A 15,801-nucleotide genomic window follows, 5' to 3' on the forward strand; every position below is an offset into this window, starting at 1 on the left:
TAAAGCGAGGCGCCCCCACTCCACCTGGAACGGGGACGCCCTTGCACCTCAGATCACCACCGGCGCCCCGGACAAGACGTCGCCAGGCACCGGTATCCTTCAGATCAATGGTTGTGCCGCGGCGGGTGGGCCACGACACCCCGGTACTTCAGCGCCGGTTCCATGCAGCCGCCGCTGTCCAGCTGGCCCACGGTCTGGCGGTACATCTCCTGCCACGGCGTGTAGCTGGGCGGGGTGGCCGGGATGCCATCGGCCTTGCGCTTCTGGATCTCGGCATCGTCCACCAGCATGTCGCAGGTGCCCTGGTTCAGGTCGATGCGGATGGTATCGCCGGTGCGCAGCCAGGCCAGTCCACCACCCGCGGCACTCTCCGGCGAAGCGTTCAGGATCGATGGGCTATCCGAGGTGCCGGACTGGCGGCCGTCGCCGATGGTGGGCAGGCTGGTGATGCCAGCCTTCAGCAGCGCGTCCGGCGGCTGCATGTTCACCACCTCGGCCGAGCCGGGGAAGCCCAGCGGACCGGCGCCGCGCACCACCAGGATGCAGCGTTCGTCGATGTTCAGCGCCGGGTCGTTGATGCGCTCGTGGTAATCGTCCGGACCGTCGAATACGATGGCGCGGCCCTCGTATACGCCCTCGCGGCCCGGCTGGCTCAGGTAACGCTGGCGAAACTCTTCCGAGATCACGCTGGTCTTCATGATGGCGAAGTCGAACAGGTTGCCCTTCAGCACTAGGAAGCCGGCACGCTCCTTCAGGGGCTGGCTGTAGGGCGTGATCATCTCCCGGTCCGTGCTTTCCCGGCCCGCCAGGTTCTCACCGATGGGGCGGCCGGTGACCGACATGGCCTTGTCGAACAGCTTGCCGGCCTGCTGCAACTCCCACATCACGGCGGGCACGCCGCCGGCGCGGTGGAAGCGTTCACCCAGGTATTTGCCGGCCGGCTGCATGTTGACCAGCAGCGGCACGTCATAGCCGTGGATGCGCCAATCGTCGGCCGTCAGGTCCACGCCGGCGTGGCGGGCCATGGCGTTGATGTGCGGCTGCGCGTTGCTGGAGCCGCCGAGCGCGCCCACCAGCTTGATGGCGTTCAGGAAGCTTTCGCGCGACAGGATCTTGGACGGGCGCAGATCCTCATAGGCCATGTCGACGATGCGCCGGCCGGTTTCGTACGCCATTTGCCCGCGCTCACGGTAGGGCGCGGGAATGGCGGAGCATCCGGTGAGCGACAGGCCCAGGCCCTCGGCCACGGCGTTCATGGTGCTGGCTGTGCCCATGGTGTTGCAATGGCCGGCGGACGGCGCCGAGGAGGCGGCCGCGTCCAGGAACTCTTCCTCATCGATCAGGCCAGCGGCGAGCTTGCGGCGGCTGCGCCAGATGACGGTACCGGACCCCACCAGGTCGCCCTCGTGCCAGCCATCCAGCATGGGGCCGCCCGAGAGGACGATGGCCGGGATGTCGACAGTGCTGGCGGCCATGATGCCGGCCGGCGTGGTCTTGTCGCAGCCGGTGGTCAGCACCACGGCGTCGATGGGATAGCCGTACAGGATCTCGACAAGGCCCATGTAGGCGAGGTTCCGGTCCATGGCCGCCGTCGGACGACGGCAGTTCTCGAAAATGGGGTGGACCGGGAATTCCATGGGAATGCCGCCAGCGTCGCGGATACCGTCGCGGACGCGCTTGGCCAAATCCAGGTGAATACGATTGCAGGGGGAAATGTCGCTGCCGGTCTGGGCGATGCCGATGATGGGCTTGCCGGAGCGCAACTCCTGCGGCGTGATGCCGTAGTTCATGAAGCGCTCCAGATAGAGCGCGGTCATGTCGATCCGGTCCGGCGCGTCAAACCAATCGCGGGAGCGGAATCGCACAGAAGGACGGTCAACCATACGCTATCTCCGCCGGGGGTAGGCCCGGCACGGTGGCCCTGAAGTGGAACAAGCCGCCAGCCAGCGGCTGGGCGGCGCGATCGTCGTCGCTCAGGCCCTTGGCGGCGGTGGTGGCGTAGAGATCCAAGCGGTCATCGCCGCCGAAGGCAAGCTTGGTGATGTTGGCGCAGGGGAAGCGCACGACCTGCAGCAGCTTCCCTGCCGGGGAATAGCGGCGGGCGGCCCAGCCGCCGAACAGGCCCACCCACAGACAGCCCTCCGCGTCCACCACCGTTCCGTCGGGCCAGCCGGCCCCGTCCTCGATGGTGATCAGCAGGCGGCCATTGTCCAGCGTGCCGTCGGCCGACAGGTCGTAGGCGGTGATGGTCTTGCCCAGGGTATCGGTGTGATAGAAGGTGCGGCCGTCCGGACTGGTGCAGGGTCCGTTGGTGATGACGATGCCGTCCACGTGGCGCTTCAGCGTCCCGGTCCAAGAATAGAGGGCGCCGGTCGGCCCCTCTTCCGCATCATCCATGGAGCCGAACCACAGCCGGCCCTGGGCATCGACGAAGCCATCGTTCAGGCGGTTGCCCGCCCGATCCCATTCCAGGGGCACCAGGGGTTCGAAAATACCCGTTTCGCTATCGAAACGGGCCAGCTTGCCCGGCAGACCCACGATCAAACCACCCCCGGCGCGCGGCAGGGCGAAGCCCGGCTGGTCCGGCGCATCGAAACTGCGGGTGTCACCATCCGCGGGGCGGAAGCGGTGGATTTGCCGCTTCTTGATGTCCACAAACCACAGGGCCCGGTCCCGGGGGGACCACACCGGTCCCTCCCCCAAGGTGGCGCCCAAAGCCCAGATGCAGCGCGGCTCCATCGTCACCGGCCCCAATCCTTAGCGCCAGCCGGCGTCGACGAAGTATTCGTGGCTGGTGCACATGCGGCCATCATCGGAGGCCAGGAACAGCACCATGGCAGCGACGTGCGGCGGATCCACCCGTTCCTTCAGGCACTGCTGCGACAGGATACGGGCCTCTTCTTCCGGGTTGTGCCACAGACGCATCTGGCGTTCCGTCCGCACGCCGCCCGGCACCACACAGGTGACGCGGATGTTGTGCTCACCCAGGTCGCGGGCCAGGGCCCGCGTCATGCCCTCGATACCGGCCTTGGCGGTCTGGTAGATCAGCAACTCGGGCAAGGCCACATGCCAGGAGATGGACCCGAAGTTGATGATGGCGCCACTGCGCTGTTGCTTCATGCCGGCGGCCACGGCCTGGCTGGCGAAGAACATGTGCCGCAGGTTCACCGCCATGCGGTTATCCCAGTATTCCGGCGTGATCTGCTCGATCGTGTGACGGTCGTCGTTGGCGGCGTTGTTCACCAGCACGTCGACCGGGCCGGCGTTCTGGATTTCCGCCAGCGTCGCCTTCAGTTGATCCAGGTTGGTCAGGTCGCACTTATAGAACTTGGGCGCGTGCTCCGCACCCTCGGCCAGCGACTGCTCCAGGGCGCGGCTATCGGCTTCCGCGATATCCAGGAAGGAAACCTGGGCGCCCTGACGGACGAACGCCTCGGTGATGGCGGCGCCGATGCCGGAGCCGCCACCGGTGACAATGACCCGCTTGCCCCGCAGGCTGGGATAGATGGCGTGCGTCATGATGTATTTCAGGCCCAACAGAAAAGGGTTTGCCCAAAAGAACGGATTTGGGTGGGTGACGCCAGCGGCATCACCCGTTCAGCAGGCCGCGGCGGGCCAGGTTGCGCATCAGTTCGGTCAGGCCGAAGGTCCAGGGCGCCGCCTCGTGGCAGGGCACCACCTTGTTGACCAGGGTACCCAGGCGCGGGCTGGAGACGCTGACGATGTCGCCGGTCTTGTGGGTGAAGCCGCGGCCCGGCGCGTCGCGATCCTCGACCGGCGCGAACAGCGTCCCCAGGAATAGCGCGAAGCCGTCGGGATACTGGTGGTTCTTGTTCAGGGTCTGGCCGACCAGGTCCAGCGGATCGCGGCTGATCTCGGACATGGTGCTCTTGCCGTCCAGAACGAAGCCGTCCTCACCCGTCACGTTCAGGTGCACCACGGCCTCGCGGACGTGGTCCATGGTGAATTTGTCATCGAACAGGCGAACGAAGGGCCCGATGGCGCAGGACGCGTTGTTGTCCTTGGCCTTGGACAGCAGCAGGGCGCTGCGGCCTTCGAAGTCCCGCAGGTTCACATCGTTGCCCAGGGTGGCGCCGCGCGCGCGGCCCTGGCCGTCGCACAGGATGACCACCTCGGGCTCCGGGTTGTTCCAGTGGCTGTCGGCGCGCACGCCGATCTCCACGCCCCAGCCCATGGCGGACAGGGTCGGGCCCTTGGTGAACACCTCGGCGTCGGGGCCGATGGCCACTTCCAGGTACTGCGACCACAGGCCGTCGGCGATCAGCGCCTCTTTCAGGCGGGCGGCGTTCTCGGAACCGGGCTTCACCAGACGCAGATCGGTGCCGACGCGGGACGACAGGGCCTGGCGGATTTCCAGGGCCTTGCCAGCGTCACCGCGCGCCCGTTCCTCGATCACGCGCTCCAGGGCTGAGACGGCGAAGGTCACGCCGGCGGCCTTGATGCACTGCAGGTCGATGGGGGTCAGCAGCTTGGCGCCTTTAGTACCACCGGCCCAGGTGGGGTTCAGCCCCCAGTCGGCCACGCGGCCGATGGACTTGCCCTCGAGGATCTGGCCGGGCTCAAGGCGATTCATCAGTTCGGACACGGTCGGAGCGACGCCCGACAGGTCAAAAATCTCGCCGTTGCGGATCAGGATGGGCGTCGGCCCCTCGCCCGCATCGATACGGCCCAGCAGAACGGCGTCCGCGCTGTCCTCGGGAAAAATGCTGTCGTGCGTAGTCTGCACCGGCGTGTCGACCGGGTACCCCATCTCTTGAACTCCTCCCAAGGTGCGTTATCGCCAGGCGGCCCTTGTTAACGCTAACATTAGAGGCCAGGGAGAAGCGCTGTCAAGGCGACGTTACCATACCAGTCCGTAATTCGACGCCGGACGCACAAAGGTTTCGCGCTAAGGTTTGCCAGGATTCTGGGCCGCGACGGCCCCGGCCAGGGCTGTGGCAAAGGCATGCATCTCCTCCACACCCACGTCGCTCACCGCCCAGTAGGCCATGCCGCCGTCCCGCCACCGCATCAGATTGTAGCCATCACGGGCCTCGAAGGCGGGCTGGCGGGGACCATCGCCGGGCCAGACATAGAGGTTCAGGACATGGGCGCCGTGGCGATAGACCAAGGCCGCCACCGGCCGGCCGGCCAGATAGTCCAGCCGCCCGCCCTGCAGGGGGAAGCCGGCCGCCGCCAGTTCCGGCACCGGCGGGGAATAGTCCAGCTTGCCGGCGAACCAGGGCTTCACCGTGTGGTGGTCGCTTGTCGGCACATCCAGCAGGTGCTGCGCCTGGAGGGAGCGGACATGCCCCGCCACCAATTCCCGTTCCAGCGCCGCATCGCCTCCGAACGGGGCGACCATCAGCAACAGCAGGCTGGCGGCAATGGCGCCCCCCATCCCCACCCCGCCCCAGCGGCGCAGCTGCCGAGACCAGGGCCGGCCTTGAGACTTGCCGACATGGCGCAACGGATCGACAGCGCCGATATCCGCCAGAATGCGGGCGCGCAAGGCTGCGGGCGCCTTGGGCCGCAGGGCGGGATCGGCGAGCAGCGCGCGCAGGGCCCGCAGCTCCACCAACGCTTCGGCGCAAGCCGGGCAGGTGGCGATGTGCACCTCCAGCTCGCGGGCATGCGCCGCGTCCAGTTCATTGTCCAGCAGGCCGTGCAGCAGCTCCGCCTTGTCCGGGCATGCCGTCATCTCGTCTCTCCAGCCTCTCGGCGCCGCCAGGCGGCGGCCAGCAGGTCGCGTGCGCGGGCCAGCCGCGACATGACGGTCCCCACAGGCGCGCCGGTCACGGCGGCGATGTCGCGATAGGACATCTCTTCCATCTCCCGCAGCAGCAGGGTTTCACGAAAGGCGGGCGGCAGTCCCTCGATCAGGGCACGCAGGTCGGCCGCATCCTCCTGCGCCGCCAGCCAGGCTTCGGGCGTCGGCGCCGCGTCGTCGGCGATCTCCGCCCCCTGCCCGGACAGCGACTCCAGGGCCTGCTCGGCCCGGTCACGGCGGGCGGCGGCCCAGCTGCGGACATTGTTGCGCACAATGGTCAGCAGCCAGGCCCTGGCGTCGCCGCCGCGAAAGCCGTCGAAGGCGCGGTGGGCCCGCAGGAAGGCGTCCTGGACGATATCCTCCGCCGCCACCGGGTCGCGCGTCATGTAGCGCGCCAGGCCATAGGCGGCGTCGAGGTGGATCAGCACCTGGTCCTGGAAGCGGCGGGTCCTGTCCGCCGTCTCGTCACCCCTCAAGGCGCCGCCTCCTAATGCCCCCCGGCCCCACCCGAGCCATTGCCATCCACGATGATGCGGCCGGTCATATGCGGGTGCAGGGAACAAAAGTAATCGATCGTGCCCAGCCCCGCCACGGTGCGGCTGTACTTCTCCTCCGTATCCAGCACCTTGGACCTGAAGGACTTGTCGTTGGCGGCCACGGCATGGGGAATGTCGTCGGCGTTGATCCAGACGATGGTGGTGCCCGGCGCTACGTGCACCTCCGCCGGGCTGAAGGTGAAATTGTCGATGCGGATCTCGACGGTCTCGGCCTGCGCCTGTCCCGTCAGGGCGCAGAACAGCACGGCCGCGACGCGCGCAGCAAACATAAGGGTACGCATGGGCTTTCTCGCTTAACCGAGGGTGGCGTCGACGACGGCCAGGGGGCCGGCCTTGGCGCGGTAGGTAACGGTGGTGACGCCCAAGGCGCCGCGCAGCTTGTCCGCCGGCAGCTTCATGGGCCCCGGCGACGGGGCGCTGCCTGGTGACGGCTGGGGGAAGGCCGTGGAGCGGGCCGTGTGGAAGGCCACGTTGCCCTCCACCTTCTGCAGGATCTGGTGGATGTGGCCATTCAGCACGGTGACGCTGCCGAAGCGGGCCAGCAGGCCAAGCGCCCGGGCGCCGTCGTCGGTGCCCCAGCCCCATTCCGGGTAGACGGTCCACAGCGGAATATGGGCGAAGACCACCACCGGCGTGCTGGCCGACAGGGCGCGCAGGTCGCCGGCCAGCCAAGCCAGCTGGTCCTCCCCCAGGTTGCCCAGGCCACCGCCCCTCAGGTTCACGACATTGACCAGGGCCACGAAGTGCACGCCCCCGTGGTCGAAGCTATACCAGCCGGCACCCAGTGCCTTGCCATTGGGCCCCTTGCCGTAGCGCGCCAGATAGGCGGCGCCCATGCCGTCGTCCAGCACATCGTGCTCGCCGGGCACAAAGAAGACGGGCACGCCCAGTTCCTTCAGCGCCTGGTCGGCGGCGTCGAATTGCTCATCCCGCGACAGGTGGCTGATGTCGCCGGTATGGATGACGAAGGCGGGCCGGGTGGGCAGGCTGCGGACACCGGCCACCGCCTCCCGCAACGTCGCCAGCGCGTCGGGATTGGCGGGCTTGTCGAAGCCGACATGGCTGTCGCTGATCTGGACGAAGGTGAGGGCCGGGTTGACCGGCGCCGCTTGCGCGTCACGCCCCAGCAGGCCGGCCGTCAGCGGCACGCCGCCGGCCAGGCTCCACACCAGGCCGGTGCCGGCCCAGGTCATGCATTTCAGGGCGTGGCGGCGCCCCGTGTCGATCTCATCTTCTGGTACGGAAGACTGCTTGGCCATGACGCCGCTCCCCTGGAAAAGGTGGTTCCAGGGGGCAAGACCGGCCGGTGCCCCGGCTTATTCCCGGTCGGCGTAAATTATTTTCAGGCGGGGGCCGCCGTGGACTCGCGCTCCACCAGCGTATGGCGCAACAGTTGCTGCGCCGGGGCGCCGGTGCCGCCGCCGCGACGGCGCTTGACCTCGTCAAGCAGCATGCTGACGGCGGCGCGGCCCATGGCGGCGATGGGCTGGCGCACGGTGGTCAGGGCCGGCCAGATGGTGCCGGCGATCAGCGTGTCGTCGAAGCCGGCGATGGACAGATCGACCGGCACGTTCAGGCCCAGGCGGTGGGCCGTGGCCAGCACGGCGGCGGCCATGTCGTCGTTGGCGGCGAAGATGGCGGTGGGCCGGTCCTTCAGGGCCAGCAGCTTGTCCGCCGCCGCCAGGCCGGACCGGTAGTTGAAGTAGCCCTGCTCCACCGGGGCCGCCTTGGGATCCAGCCCCGCCTCGCTGAGGGCATCCAGGAAGCCGTGCAGGCGCTGGTCGCTGACGGTCTGGTTAGGGTGGCCCTTGATGAAGCCGATGGTGCGGTGACCCAGCGACAACAGGTGCTGGGTCATGCGGTGGGCGGCCTTGTAATTGTCGATGCGCACGGTGGCGACATCGGGACCCGGCTGACCGGCGGCCACGGCCACGGCGGCCACCCCGGACTTTGCGATCTCCGCCAGGATGCTCTTGGCCTCGCACAACGGCGGCGGCAGGACGACACCATCGACGCCGCTCTGCAGCAGCTTCTGGAGGGCCGCCTTTTCCGTGGCGGCGGTGGCGCCGCACTTCTCCACCACCAGCTGGTGGCCGGTCTTGCTGCTTTCGTCCAGGGCACCCAGCAGGAACTCGCTCAGGAAGGCGACGCTGGGGTTGCTGTACAGCAGGCCGATGCGGAAGGTTTCCGATCCCGCCAAACGGCGGGCCGCCGGGTTGGGCGTGTACTTCAGTTCCTGGATGGCAGCCATTACGGCGGCGGACGTGGCCGGGGTGACGTTGTTCTCATTGTTGATGACGCGGGACACCGTCATCGGGGAAACACCGGCGCGCGCCGCCACCTCACGAATGGTGACCCCCTGCGAACTCCGCCCACGCCGCTTTTCCATACGCTTCCTGCTCCGCTTATCGGATCCGCGCATCCATTGCCGGTTTGCACCGGTGATAGCAGTACCATCGGGATTTGCGCAATCGCCTGCTGACGATTTTGTGTAAAAACTGGCTGGGACGCAGGCCTGCAGGGATGTTCGAGTGCCCTTTACATGGGTGGACGGCGTTAAAGGGGCGCCAAATACAGGCTCATAAGGATCGCAACTTGGACTCGGGGCCTGCTGGCGAGTCGGCAAGGGGCCCCGCCGCTTTGCAAAACCTGGAAAGCAGCGAGGCCTTTCCCCCGTAAGAACTTGACTATATGGCCGTTTTCAAGACTTGGCCCGCACCACCGTCACGGCCTGACCGCGGTAGCGCACCGTCTGGTCCGGCTTGACGGCGAAGTCGGCCGGGGCCGCTTGGGCACCGGGACCGATGAAGCGGACGTTGATCACGCGCTCCTGCACCATGCCGGGGAAGCTGCCGGCGCGCGCGCCGATGGTCAGCGTGCCCGCCGCCTGGTCGAAGGACAGCGGGATGCGGCTGAAGGCGCCGTGCTCATAGCCATAGGTCGTGCCCTCGTCCTCATAGAGGTCGAAATGGCCATCGGCGCCGGTGTAGACGACAATGGTCAGCGGCGCATCCGGCATCTGTCCCGTGTACTGGGTCACCGGCGCCGTGGGCACGATGGACCCGGCGCGGACGAACAGCGGCATGCGCTTCAGCGGCGCGTCGGCGGCAATGCGCTGGCCGCCGTCATACAGCTTGCCGGTCTGGAAGTCGTACCACTGGGCGCCCGAGGGCAGGTAGACGGCCCGGCTGCGCGCCTGATAGTCCGTCACCGGCGCCACCAGGAAGGCATGGCCGAACAGGTACTGGTCATTGATGCCCCACACCTGCCGGTCGTCGGGGAAGTCCATCACCAGGCCGCGCATGATGGTGCCGTCGCGGTGATAGGTGTCGGCCGCCAGGGTGTAGATGTAGGGCATCAGGCGGTAGCGCAGCTCGTCATACCAGACCAGGCTGTCGTAAACCTCCGAGCCCTTCGGCGCGAGATTATAGATTTCGCGATATGGGAATTCCCCGTGCGAGCGGAACAGGGGGGAGAAGGCGCCGAACTGGAACCAGCGCAGGTTCAGCTCCCGCCATTCCGCCACATCCGATGCCTTGGGGTTCTTGGCCGAATAGCGCTTTTCCAGGGCGAAGCCGCCGATGTCCGTCGTCCAGTTGGGCACGCCGGACAGGGAGAAGTTGACGCCGGCCGAGATCTGGTTGCGCAGGTCGGTCCAGCGCGAGGCGACGTCACCGCTCCAGCTGGCGGCGGCGTTGCGCTGCTGCCCAGCGAAGCCGGAGCGGGTCAGGATGAAGGCGCGCTTGTCCGGGTTGGCGGCGCGGTTGCCCTCATACACCGCCTTGGTGTGCATCAACGGGTAGGAATTGAAGAACGCGGCCGACGGTCCCATTGCCGTCGGCCCCATGCGCAGCATGCGCTCCGGAATGTCGAGGTTGGAGTGGGTGTCCGGCTCCGATGCGTCCAGCCACCAGGCGTCGATGCCCAGCTTGTTCAGGTTCTCATTGATCTGGCGCCAATAGATCTGCCGCGCCTCCGCCGAATAGGGGTCGTAGAAGGCGTTCTCATAACCGTCCTTGCCCACCCAGTCGTGCTCATGCACCTCGACATTGCGGCGGTAGATATGGCCCTTGGCGTCCAGCTCCTTGTAGTTGTCCGTGGTGGGGTAGAACTTGGGCCACACGGAAATCATGAAGTGCGCGTTCTGGCCGTGCAGAGTGTCGACCAGACCCTGCGGGTCGGGGAAACGGGTGGGGTCGAACTTATGGCTGCCCCAGTCGTCCTCGCGCCAGTAGAACCAATCCTCGACAATGTTATCCAGGGGCAGCTTGCGTTTGCGGAACTCCGCCACCGTACCGGTCAGCTCGTCCGCCGTCTTGTAGCGCTGGCGGCTCTGCCACAGGCCATAGGCCCAGCGCGGCATCATCACCGCCTTGCCCGTCAGCTGGCGGTATCCCGCGATGACGTCGTCCATGTCCTTCCCCGCAACGACGTAATAGTCGATGGCGCGCGCGACGTCCGAGGTCAGCGACAGCTCATGCCGCTCCCCATCCGGCAATGGATTCTGATGCATCAGGGAGATGAAGCCCCCTTCCGGCACCCATTCCACCTTCAGCATCTGAGCCTTGCCCGCCACCATGGGCAGGTCGAAATTGTGGTACCAAGGGTTCCAGTCCTGGCGCCAGCGGTCCATGACCACCTTGCCGTCCAGCGTCACCTTGAAATAGCCGCTGGCATAGACCTGAAAGCGGTGGACGCCGTCCACCGGTGACTCGATCTTGCCTTCCCACACCACGGACTTGTCCTTGGTGGCACGCTGCTTGGCGTTGACGCGGCTGCCGCCGACCTCCACCGGCCAAGCGGCCAGATCCTTGATGTACTGGTAATTGATGTCGCTTTCGACGCGGGTCAGCTTCAGCTTGCCGTCCTGGTAGTAGCGGGCGGTCAGGCCGCCCTCCTTGCCATCGGCATCGAAGAGCTTCAGCTCCTTGGACATCAGCGGGTATTCGCGGGCATCGCCGAAGCGGGTGATGCCGTTGTTGTCCCACAGCACGCCGTAATTGCGCGTGGACACCACGAAGGGGATGCCGATGTCCATGTTGTGCTGGGCGAGTTCGACATCCTCGCCATTATAGTTCATCTGGGCGTTCTGGTGCTGGCCCAGCCCGTAGAAACCCTCATCCGTGCCGCGGTTGAACTGCTGGCGCACTTGGAAGAAGCCGGTCTCGCCTGTGGGCAGGGTGGCGGGTTTGAAGCTGCCGCCATCCACCGCCGTCAGCAGGGGCTGCCCCTTGGCATCGAAGACGTTGACGGCGCCGCTGGCGACACTGACCTCGGCCCGCAGCTGTGGCGTGGTCAGGACGACTTGACCGCCGTGCTCCGCCACCTGGAAGCCGCCGGTGGCGGGCTTGGCCACGGCCATCAGGCTGGCGGGCAGATCCAGGCTGTCACCCGGCACGGCGGTGACGTGGACGATGCGGTCGTTGATGACCTGCAGCCGTACCTTCTTGACAGCGGCGCCGGTGACCGTGACCACCACGCCGTCGGCGGTTTGCTGGAAAGACGGCGCCGGCGCCGCCTTGGCCGCGACGTCGGACGGGGACTTGGCCGTCTCGCAGGAGGCGAGCAACAGCACGGGCGCCAAGGCGGCAGAAGCCAAGGCCCAGGAACGAATGTTCATGGCGATTCTCCGTGGGAGAAGATCGGGAAAAAGGGACGACCGGCCTGGACCTACATCCAGGCCGCGTCAGCCCGCTCAGTAGGTGGCGAACCGCACCTTCAGGATCTGGGGGATGGAGGTGAAGTTCAGGCCATAGTCGGTCTGGTCACCGTTCCACAGGCGCTCGAACACCCACTTGCCGTTCTCAAAGTGCCCCTCCTCCACGCTGGCCATCATGAAGCCGTTCTTGCCGGCCTTGGTGGTCTGGGCGAAGTCGACGCGGGCGTGATATCCCGCCACCAGGTACTCATTGGGCGCCATCTCGGCGATGACGACGCCGCCACAGGGCTTGTCGTTGCCAGTGGGCTTGGCGTCGCCGAACTGCGGCAGGCCATAGCTGATGGTGGCCTTGTACGGCCCCAGGTCCAGGGTGTTGCTGTGATCCGCCGTCGGCTCCGACGCCCCCCAGACCTTCCCCTTCAGGCTGAGCGCCGCCAGTTCGCGGTTCATGGAGCCCAGCAGCTTGAAGTTCATGGTGAAGGGCTCAAGCGCCTCCGCGTCGATCTTGGCCGCACCCAGCGGGTAATTCACATAGCGGGTGTAATCGATGCCGAAGGGCGCGAAGCCGATGCCCTGGTGGCCCAGGGTGGCGAAGATATAGCGGGCGTAGACGCTGTCATTGCCGGTCTCGGCTACGAACAGGGCGTTGTCCGGCCGCTTATACTGCTCCAGCGTCTTGATGTAGAAATCGTAGCCGCGATCGTAGATGTCCGGCCCGATCAGGTCGATGCTGGGGGCCGCCGCCTTCCAGATGTCCAGCACGTTCCAGGTGGGGCCGCCGCTGGAATAGCTGTAGGGGTCCTGGTCCTTGAACGGGTCGCGCAGGGCGGCGTTCACGTACATGGGGATGGGGTATTCCGCCTTGCCGGCCGCCGCCACCTGGTCGACGAAGCGGGCGATGTAATAGGCGTGGAAGAACTCATCAGCGTCCTTGCCGAACACATCCTTCCAGGTGCCGGGTTGCTTCTTCAGCGCCTTTACCAGATCGTCGGGCACCTTGCCCTCGAACACCTTCTGCGCCATGGGGGTGAAGTCGCGGACGGCGCCATAGGTGCCGGTCTCATTCTCTACCTGCACCATCAGCACCGTATGCTGCTGGCCGTCCGCCTGCTTCAGGTGGCGCATGAAGGCGACGAAGGCCTTCCTGTCGGCGTCCAGCGTCGCGGAGGCCAGCGGCGAGAGGGAACCGCGCATGATCCCCTTGGAGCCCACGACACGGGGGAAGCGGTCGTTGTTCAGCTTCACCCAATCCGGCGCATAGGACGGACCGTTATTCTTCCAGGTGCCGAACCACAGCAGCACCAGATGCTTCTTGTGCTCCCGCGCCTGCGCCAGCAGGGTGTCGAGAAAGCTGAAGTCGAATTTGCCTTCCGTGGCCTCGATCTGCTGCCAGGCGATGGGCATGAATAGAGTGTTGGCCTGCACCTGTTCCACCGCCGGCCACACCTGCGGCAGCACCGAGGGCCAGTTGCTGGAATTGTTGGCCTGGGCACCCAAGACCAGATAGGGGGCGCCATCCACCATCAGGGCATAACGCCCATCCTCGCGCACCAGGCGCGGCATCTCGGCGTTGTGCCCATCAGCGGCTTGCGCCTGCGGGGTGTGCGCCATGGAGGCCAAGCCCGCCAGCATGGTGGCGGCCATCAGCAGGGACCGGCCAGCCTTCGTCATGGTCGAAATGCGCATCATCGGCAGGCCCTCCCAAGCCCGTATCGCTTTATTCAGGGCGCCGGTCACGCCAGCCCCATCCATCCGGCACTGGCCACATTTATATGATCATAGCGGCCCGGGCGCGATCATACGCGTTAGCGGTATCAAATCAATCCGCATGTCTGATACCGCTACCAGACCTCCATGACGGCACACGCCCTTACTTTCGGTCTAGCCGTTCGCGCTCACCCCAGGCGATCCGCCGCTGTTGCCGACGCGGGCGGCCCCTCGCATAGTGGGTTTCACGCCCCTCGCCCCAGCCGAAAAGCCTAGCCGTGCCCCGTCTTGATCCCCGCCGCAGCACGCTTGCCGTGATCGACCTGCAGGCCCGGCTGATACCGGCCCTCCAGGATGGCGGCGGCGTGGTGGCCAACACCCGGCGCCTGTTGACCGCCGCGGGGCTGATGGACATTCCTGCCCTGTTCACCGAACAGAACCCGCGCGGCCTGGGCGTCACCGTGCCGGAACTGACGCCCGATGCTGCATCCGTCCTGCCCAAGATGACCTTTGACGCCACGCCCGTCCTCATCGACCGCCTGCCCCCGGACCATGCCGTGGTGCTGACGGGGTGCGAGGCGCATGTCTGCGTGCTGCAGACGGCGCTGGGGCTGCTGGAGCGGGGACGCCGCGTCTGCGTGGTGGGGGACGCCGTGGGCTCGCGCACGGCAGAGAACAAGGCCGCCGGCCTGCACCGCCTGGCGGCCGAAGGGGCGGAGATCATCACCATCGAAATGGCCGTGTTCGAATGGCTGGAAAGCGCGGAGCATCCCCGCTTCCGCGAGGTCATCGCCCTGATCAAATAAGGGCTTCCAGGCGGTAAACGGGCCCTGGCAGGAAACAGGGCATGATTGGCAGGAATCCCGCCCCGGGTCGCGTTGCGGCGGCGAACACCGCCGGCGCATATAATTGTGGCCGGCGCCGTCCTGGCCCGGCACACCCGACCCCAGGAGGATCCCATGGCCACCCCCTTGATCTCACCCGATGCCATCGGCGGTGTCGCTATTCCGGACAGCGCCCTGGCGCGCGACATCGCCGCCTATATCCGCGACACGGAAACCGAGCTGCTGTTCAACCATTCCAGCCGGGTCTATCTCTTCGGCGCGCTGGCCGGCGTGCAGCGCGGCCTGACCTATGATGCGGAACTGCTCTACGCCGCCGCGATGTTCCACGACACCGGCCTGATGCAGGCGCACAGCAGCGCCCATCTGCGCTTTGAGGTCGATGGCGCCAACGCCGCCCGTGACTTTCTGAAAAGCCGGGGCATCGCCACGACCGACCTGGACACGGTGTGGACTGCCATCGCTCTGCACACCACGCCCGGCATTCCTGAATTCATGCATCCCGTCGTGGCTCTGACCACCGCCGGGGTGGAGATGGATGTGCTGGGGCTGACCTACGACCAGTATCCGGACCACATCCGCGACGCCGTGGTGGCCGCCTTCCCGCGGACGCCCACCTTCAAGGAAGACATCATCCAGGCCTTCTACGACGGCATCAAGCACAAGCCCGACACCACCTTCGGCAACGTCAAGGCCGACGTGATCGCCGACAAGGAACCGCATTTCCACCGGGGCAACTTCTGCAGCGTCATCCGCGGATCGCACTGGCATGGCTAAGGCCGTGGACCGAGCCCCCCTTCCCTGAACGTTCCCGCAGCCTCAACGTGCGGCGCACGCTGAACGAGCGGACAACTGGTCGCAGTGATCGGGGAGCACCAGCGCCGTCGCGCCCGCCATCCCGTCACTGGCGGCCGTCTTCGAGATCACCAACGTCCCATTCACCCGATTTTCGGACCTATATCAAACAAAACGTCCGCACCCGGGGCGGGCTCGGCGGCAAGTGCACCGACAACGGTGTCATTTATCGGGCTAGATATTTATCATATTTAGATGACGTCGTGTTGGTTAGGTGATTTTCGGTGAATGATTAGCACTTATATTCGATAATAGAAAATCGATGGTGGTATTTACTCAAGATAGTGACCATAGATCCCACCAAATCATTCTGCATTCGATAATATGATGGCAGAATTGCACGAGTTTTGGTTGACGAACATTGCCATCTTGACGTGTGGATTCCAAGTGGATGCGACGTGCGACATCGTT

General features: G+C 66.1%; 13 protein-coding genes. 2 read left to right on the top strand and 11 right to left on the bottom strand.

Features of this window, described 5'->3' with window-relative positions; all coding sequences use genetic code 11:
* Positions 1–104: 104 nt before the first annotated feature.
* From P5F91_RS25760 to P5F91_RS25810, 11 genes are all read right to left on the bottom strand, one after another.
* The gene (locus P5F91_RS25760; RefSeq protein ID WP_145610074.1) at positions 105–1,883 is read right to left on the bottom strand and encodes an IlvD/Edd family dehydratase; all 1,779 of its coding nucleotides are present in this window, start codon (positions 1,881–1,883) and stop codon (positions 105–107) included.
* Positions 1,876–2,739 (bottom strand): SMP-30/gluconolactonase/LRE family protein, encoded by an 864-nt coding sequence (locus tag P5F91_RS25765; protein ID WP_186454709.1) that lies wholly within the window; start codon positions 2,737–2,739, stop codon positions 1,876–1,878. The genes P5F91_RS25760 and P5F91_RS25765 overlap by 8 nt, the downstream gene beginning before the upstream one ends.
* A gap of 18 nt (positions 2,740–2,757) precedes the next feature.
* Positions 2,758–3,519, bottom strand: coding sequence for a D-xylose 1-dehydrogenase (xylB, locus tag P5F91_RS25770; protein ID WP_145610076.1), 762 nt, complete (start codon positions 3,517–3,519; stop codon positions 2,758–2,760).
* 70 nt (positions 3,520–3,589) lie between these two features.
* Positions 3,590–4,771, bottom strand: a complete 1,182-nt coding sequence (locus P5F91_RS25775; protein WP_277908645.1) for a fumarylacetoacetate hydrolase family protein — start codon at positions 4,769–4,771, stop codon at positions 3,590–3,592.
* Between the two features lie 138 nt (positions 4,772–4,909).
* A complete protein-coding gene (locus P5F91_RS25780) occupies positions 4,910–5,701 on the bottom strand; it encodes an anti-sigma factor family protein (protein ID WP_277908648.1) in 792 nt (263 codons plus the stop codon).
* Positions 5,698–6,246: a sigma-70 family RNA polymerase sigma factor gene (locus tag P5F91_RS25785; protein ID WP_277908649.1), complete on the bottom strand. Its 549-nt coding sequence runs from the start codon at positions 6,244–6,246 to the stop codon at positions 5,698–5,700. The genes P5F91_RS25780 and P5F91_RS25785 overlap by 4 nt, the downstream gene beginning before the upstream one ends.
* Before the next feature lie 11 nt (positions 6,247–6,257).
* Positions 6,258–6,608: a cupredoxin domain-containing protein gene (locus tag P5F91_RS25790; RefSeq protein ID WP_277908650.1), complete on the bottom strand. Its 351-nt coding sequence runs from the start codon at positions 6,606–6,608 to the stop codon at positions 6,258–6,260.
* 12 nt (positions 6,609–6,620) lie between these two features.
* The gene (locus tag P5F91_RS25795) at positions 6,621–7,586 is read right to left on the bottom strand and encodes a metallophosphoesterase family protein (protein ID WP_277908651.1); all 966 of its coding nucleotides are present in this window, start codon (positions 7,584–7,586) and stop codon (positions 6,621–6,623) included.
* An 83-nt stretch (positions 7,587–7,669) separates the two neighbouring features.
* On the bottom strand, positions 7,670–8,716 hold the full coding sequence (locus P5F91_RS25800) for a LacI family DNA-binding transcriptional regulator (protein WP_145610081.1): 1,047 nt from the start codon (positions 8,714–8,716) through the stop codon (positions 7,670–7,672).
* Between the two features lie 312 nt (positions 8,717–9,028).
* Positions 9,029–11,947 carry a TIM-barrel domain-containing protein gene (locus P5F91_RS25805; RefSeq protein ID WP_246134316.1) on the bottom strand — a complete coding sequence of 973 codons (2,919 nt, stop codon included), beginning with the start codon at positions 11,945–11,947 and terminating at the stop codon, positions 9,029–9,031.
* A gap of 75 nt (positions 11,948–12,022) precedes the next feature.
* Entirely contained in the window at positions 12,023–13,675 is a 1,653-nt protein-coding gene (locus P5F91_RS25810) for a GH35 family beta-galactosidase (protein ID WP_246134317.1), read from the bottom strand.
* Between the two features lie 296 nt (positions 13,676–13,971).
* Between P5F91_RS25810 and P5F91_RS25815 the strand changes: the two genes are divergently transcribed.
* The gene (locus P5F91_RS25815; RefSeq protein ID WP_277908652.1) at positions 13,972–14,499 is read left to right on the top strand and encodes an isochorismatase family protein; all 528 of its coding nucleotides are present in this window, start codon (positions 13,972–13,974) and stop codon (positions 14,497–14,499) included.
* A gap of 153 nt (positions 14,500–14,652) precedes the next feature.
* Entirely contained in the window at positions 14,653–15,312 is a 660-nt protein-coding gene (locus P5F91_RS25820) for an HD domain-containing protein (protein WP_277908653.1), read from the top strand.
* Positions 15,313–15,801: the final 489 nt, after the last annotated feature.

Source organism: Nitrospirillum amazonense (genome assembly GCF_029594735.1).
Taxonomy (GTDB): domain Bacteria; phylum Pseudomonadota; class Alphaproteobacteria; order Azospirillales; family Azospirillaceae; genus Nitrospirillum; species Nitrospirillum amazonense.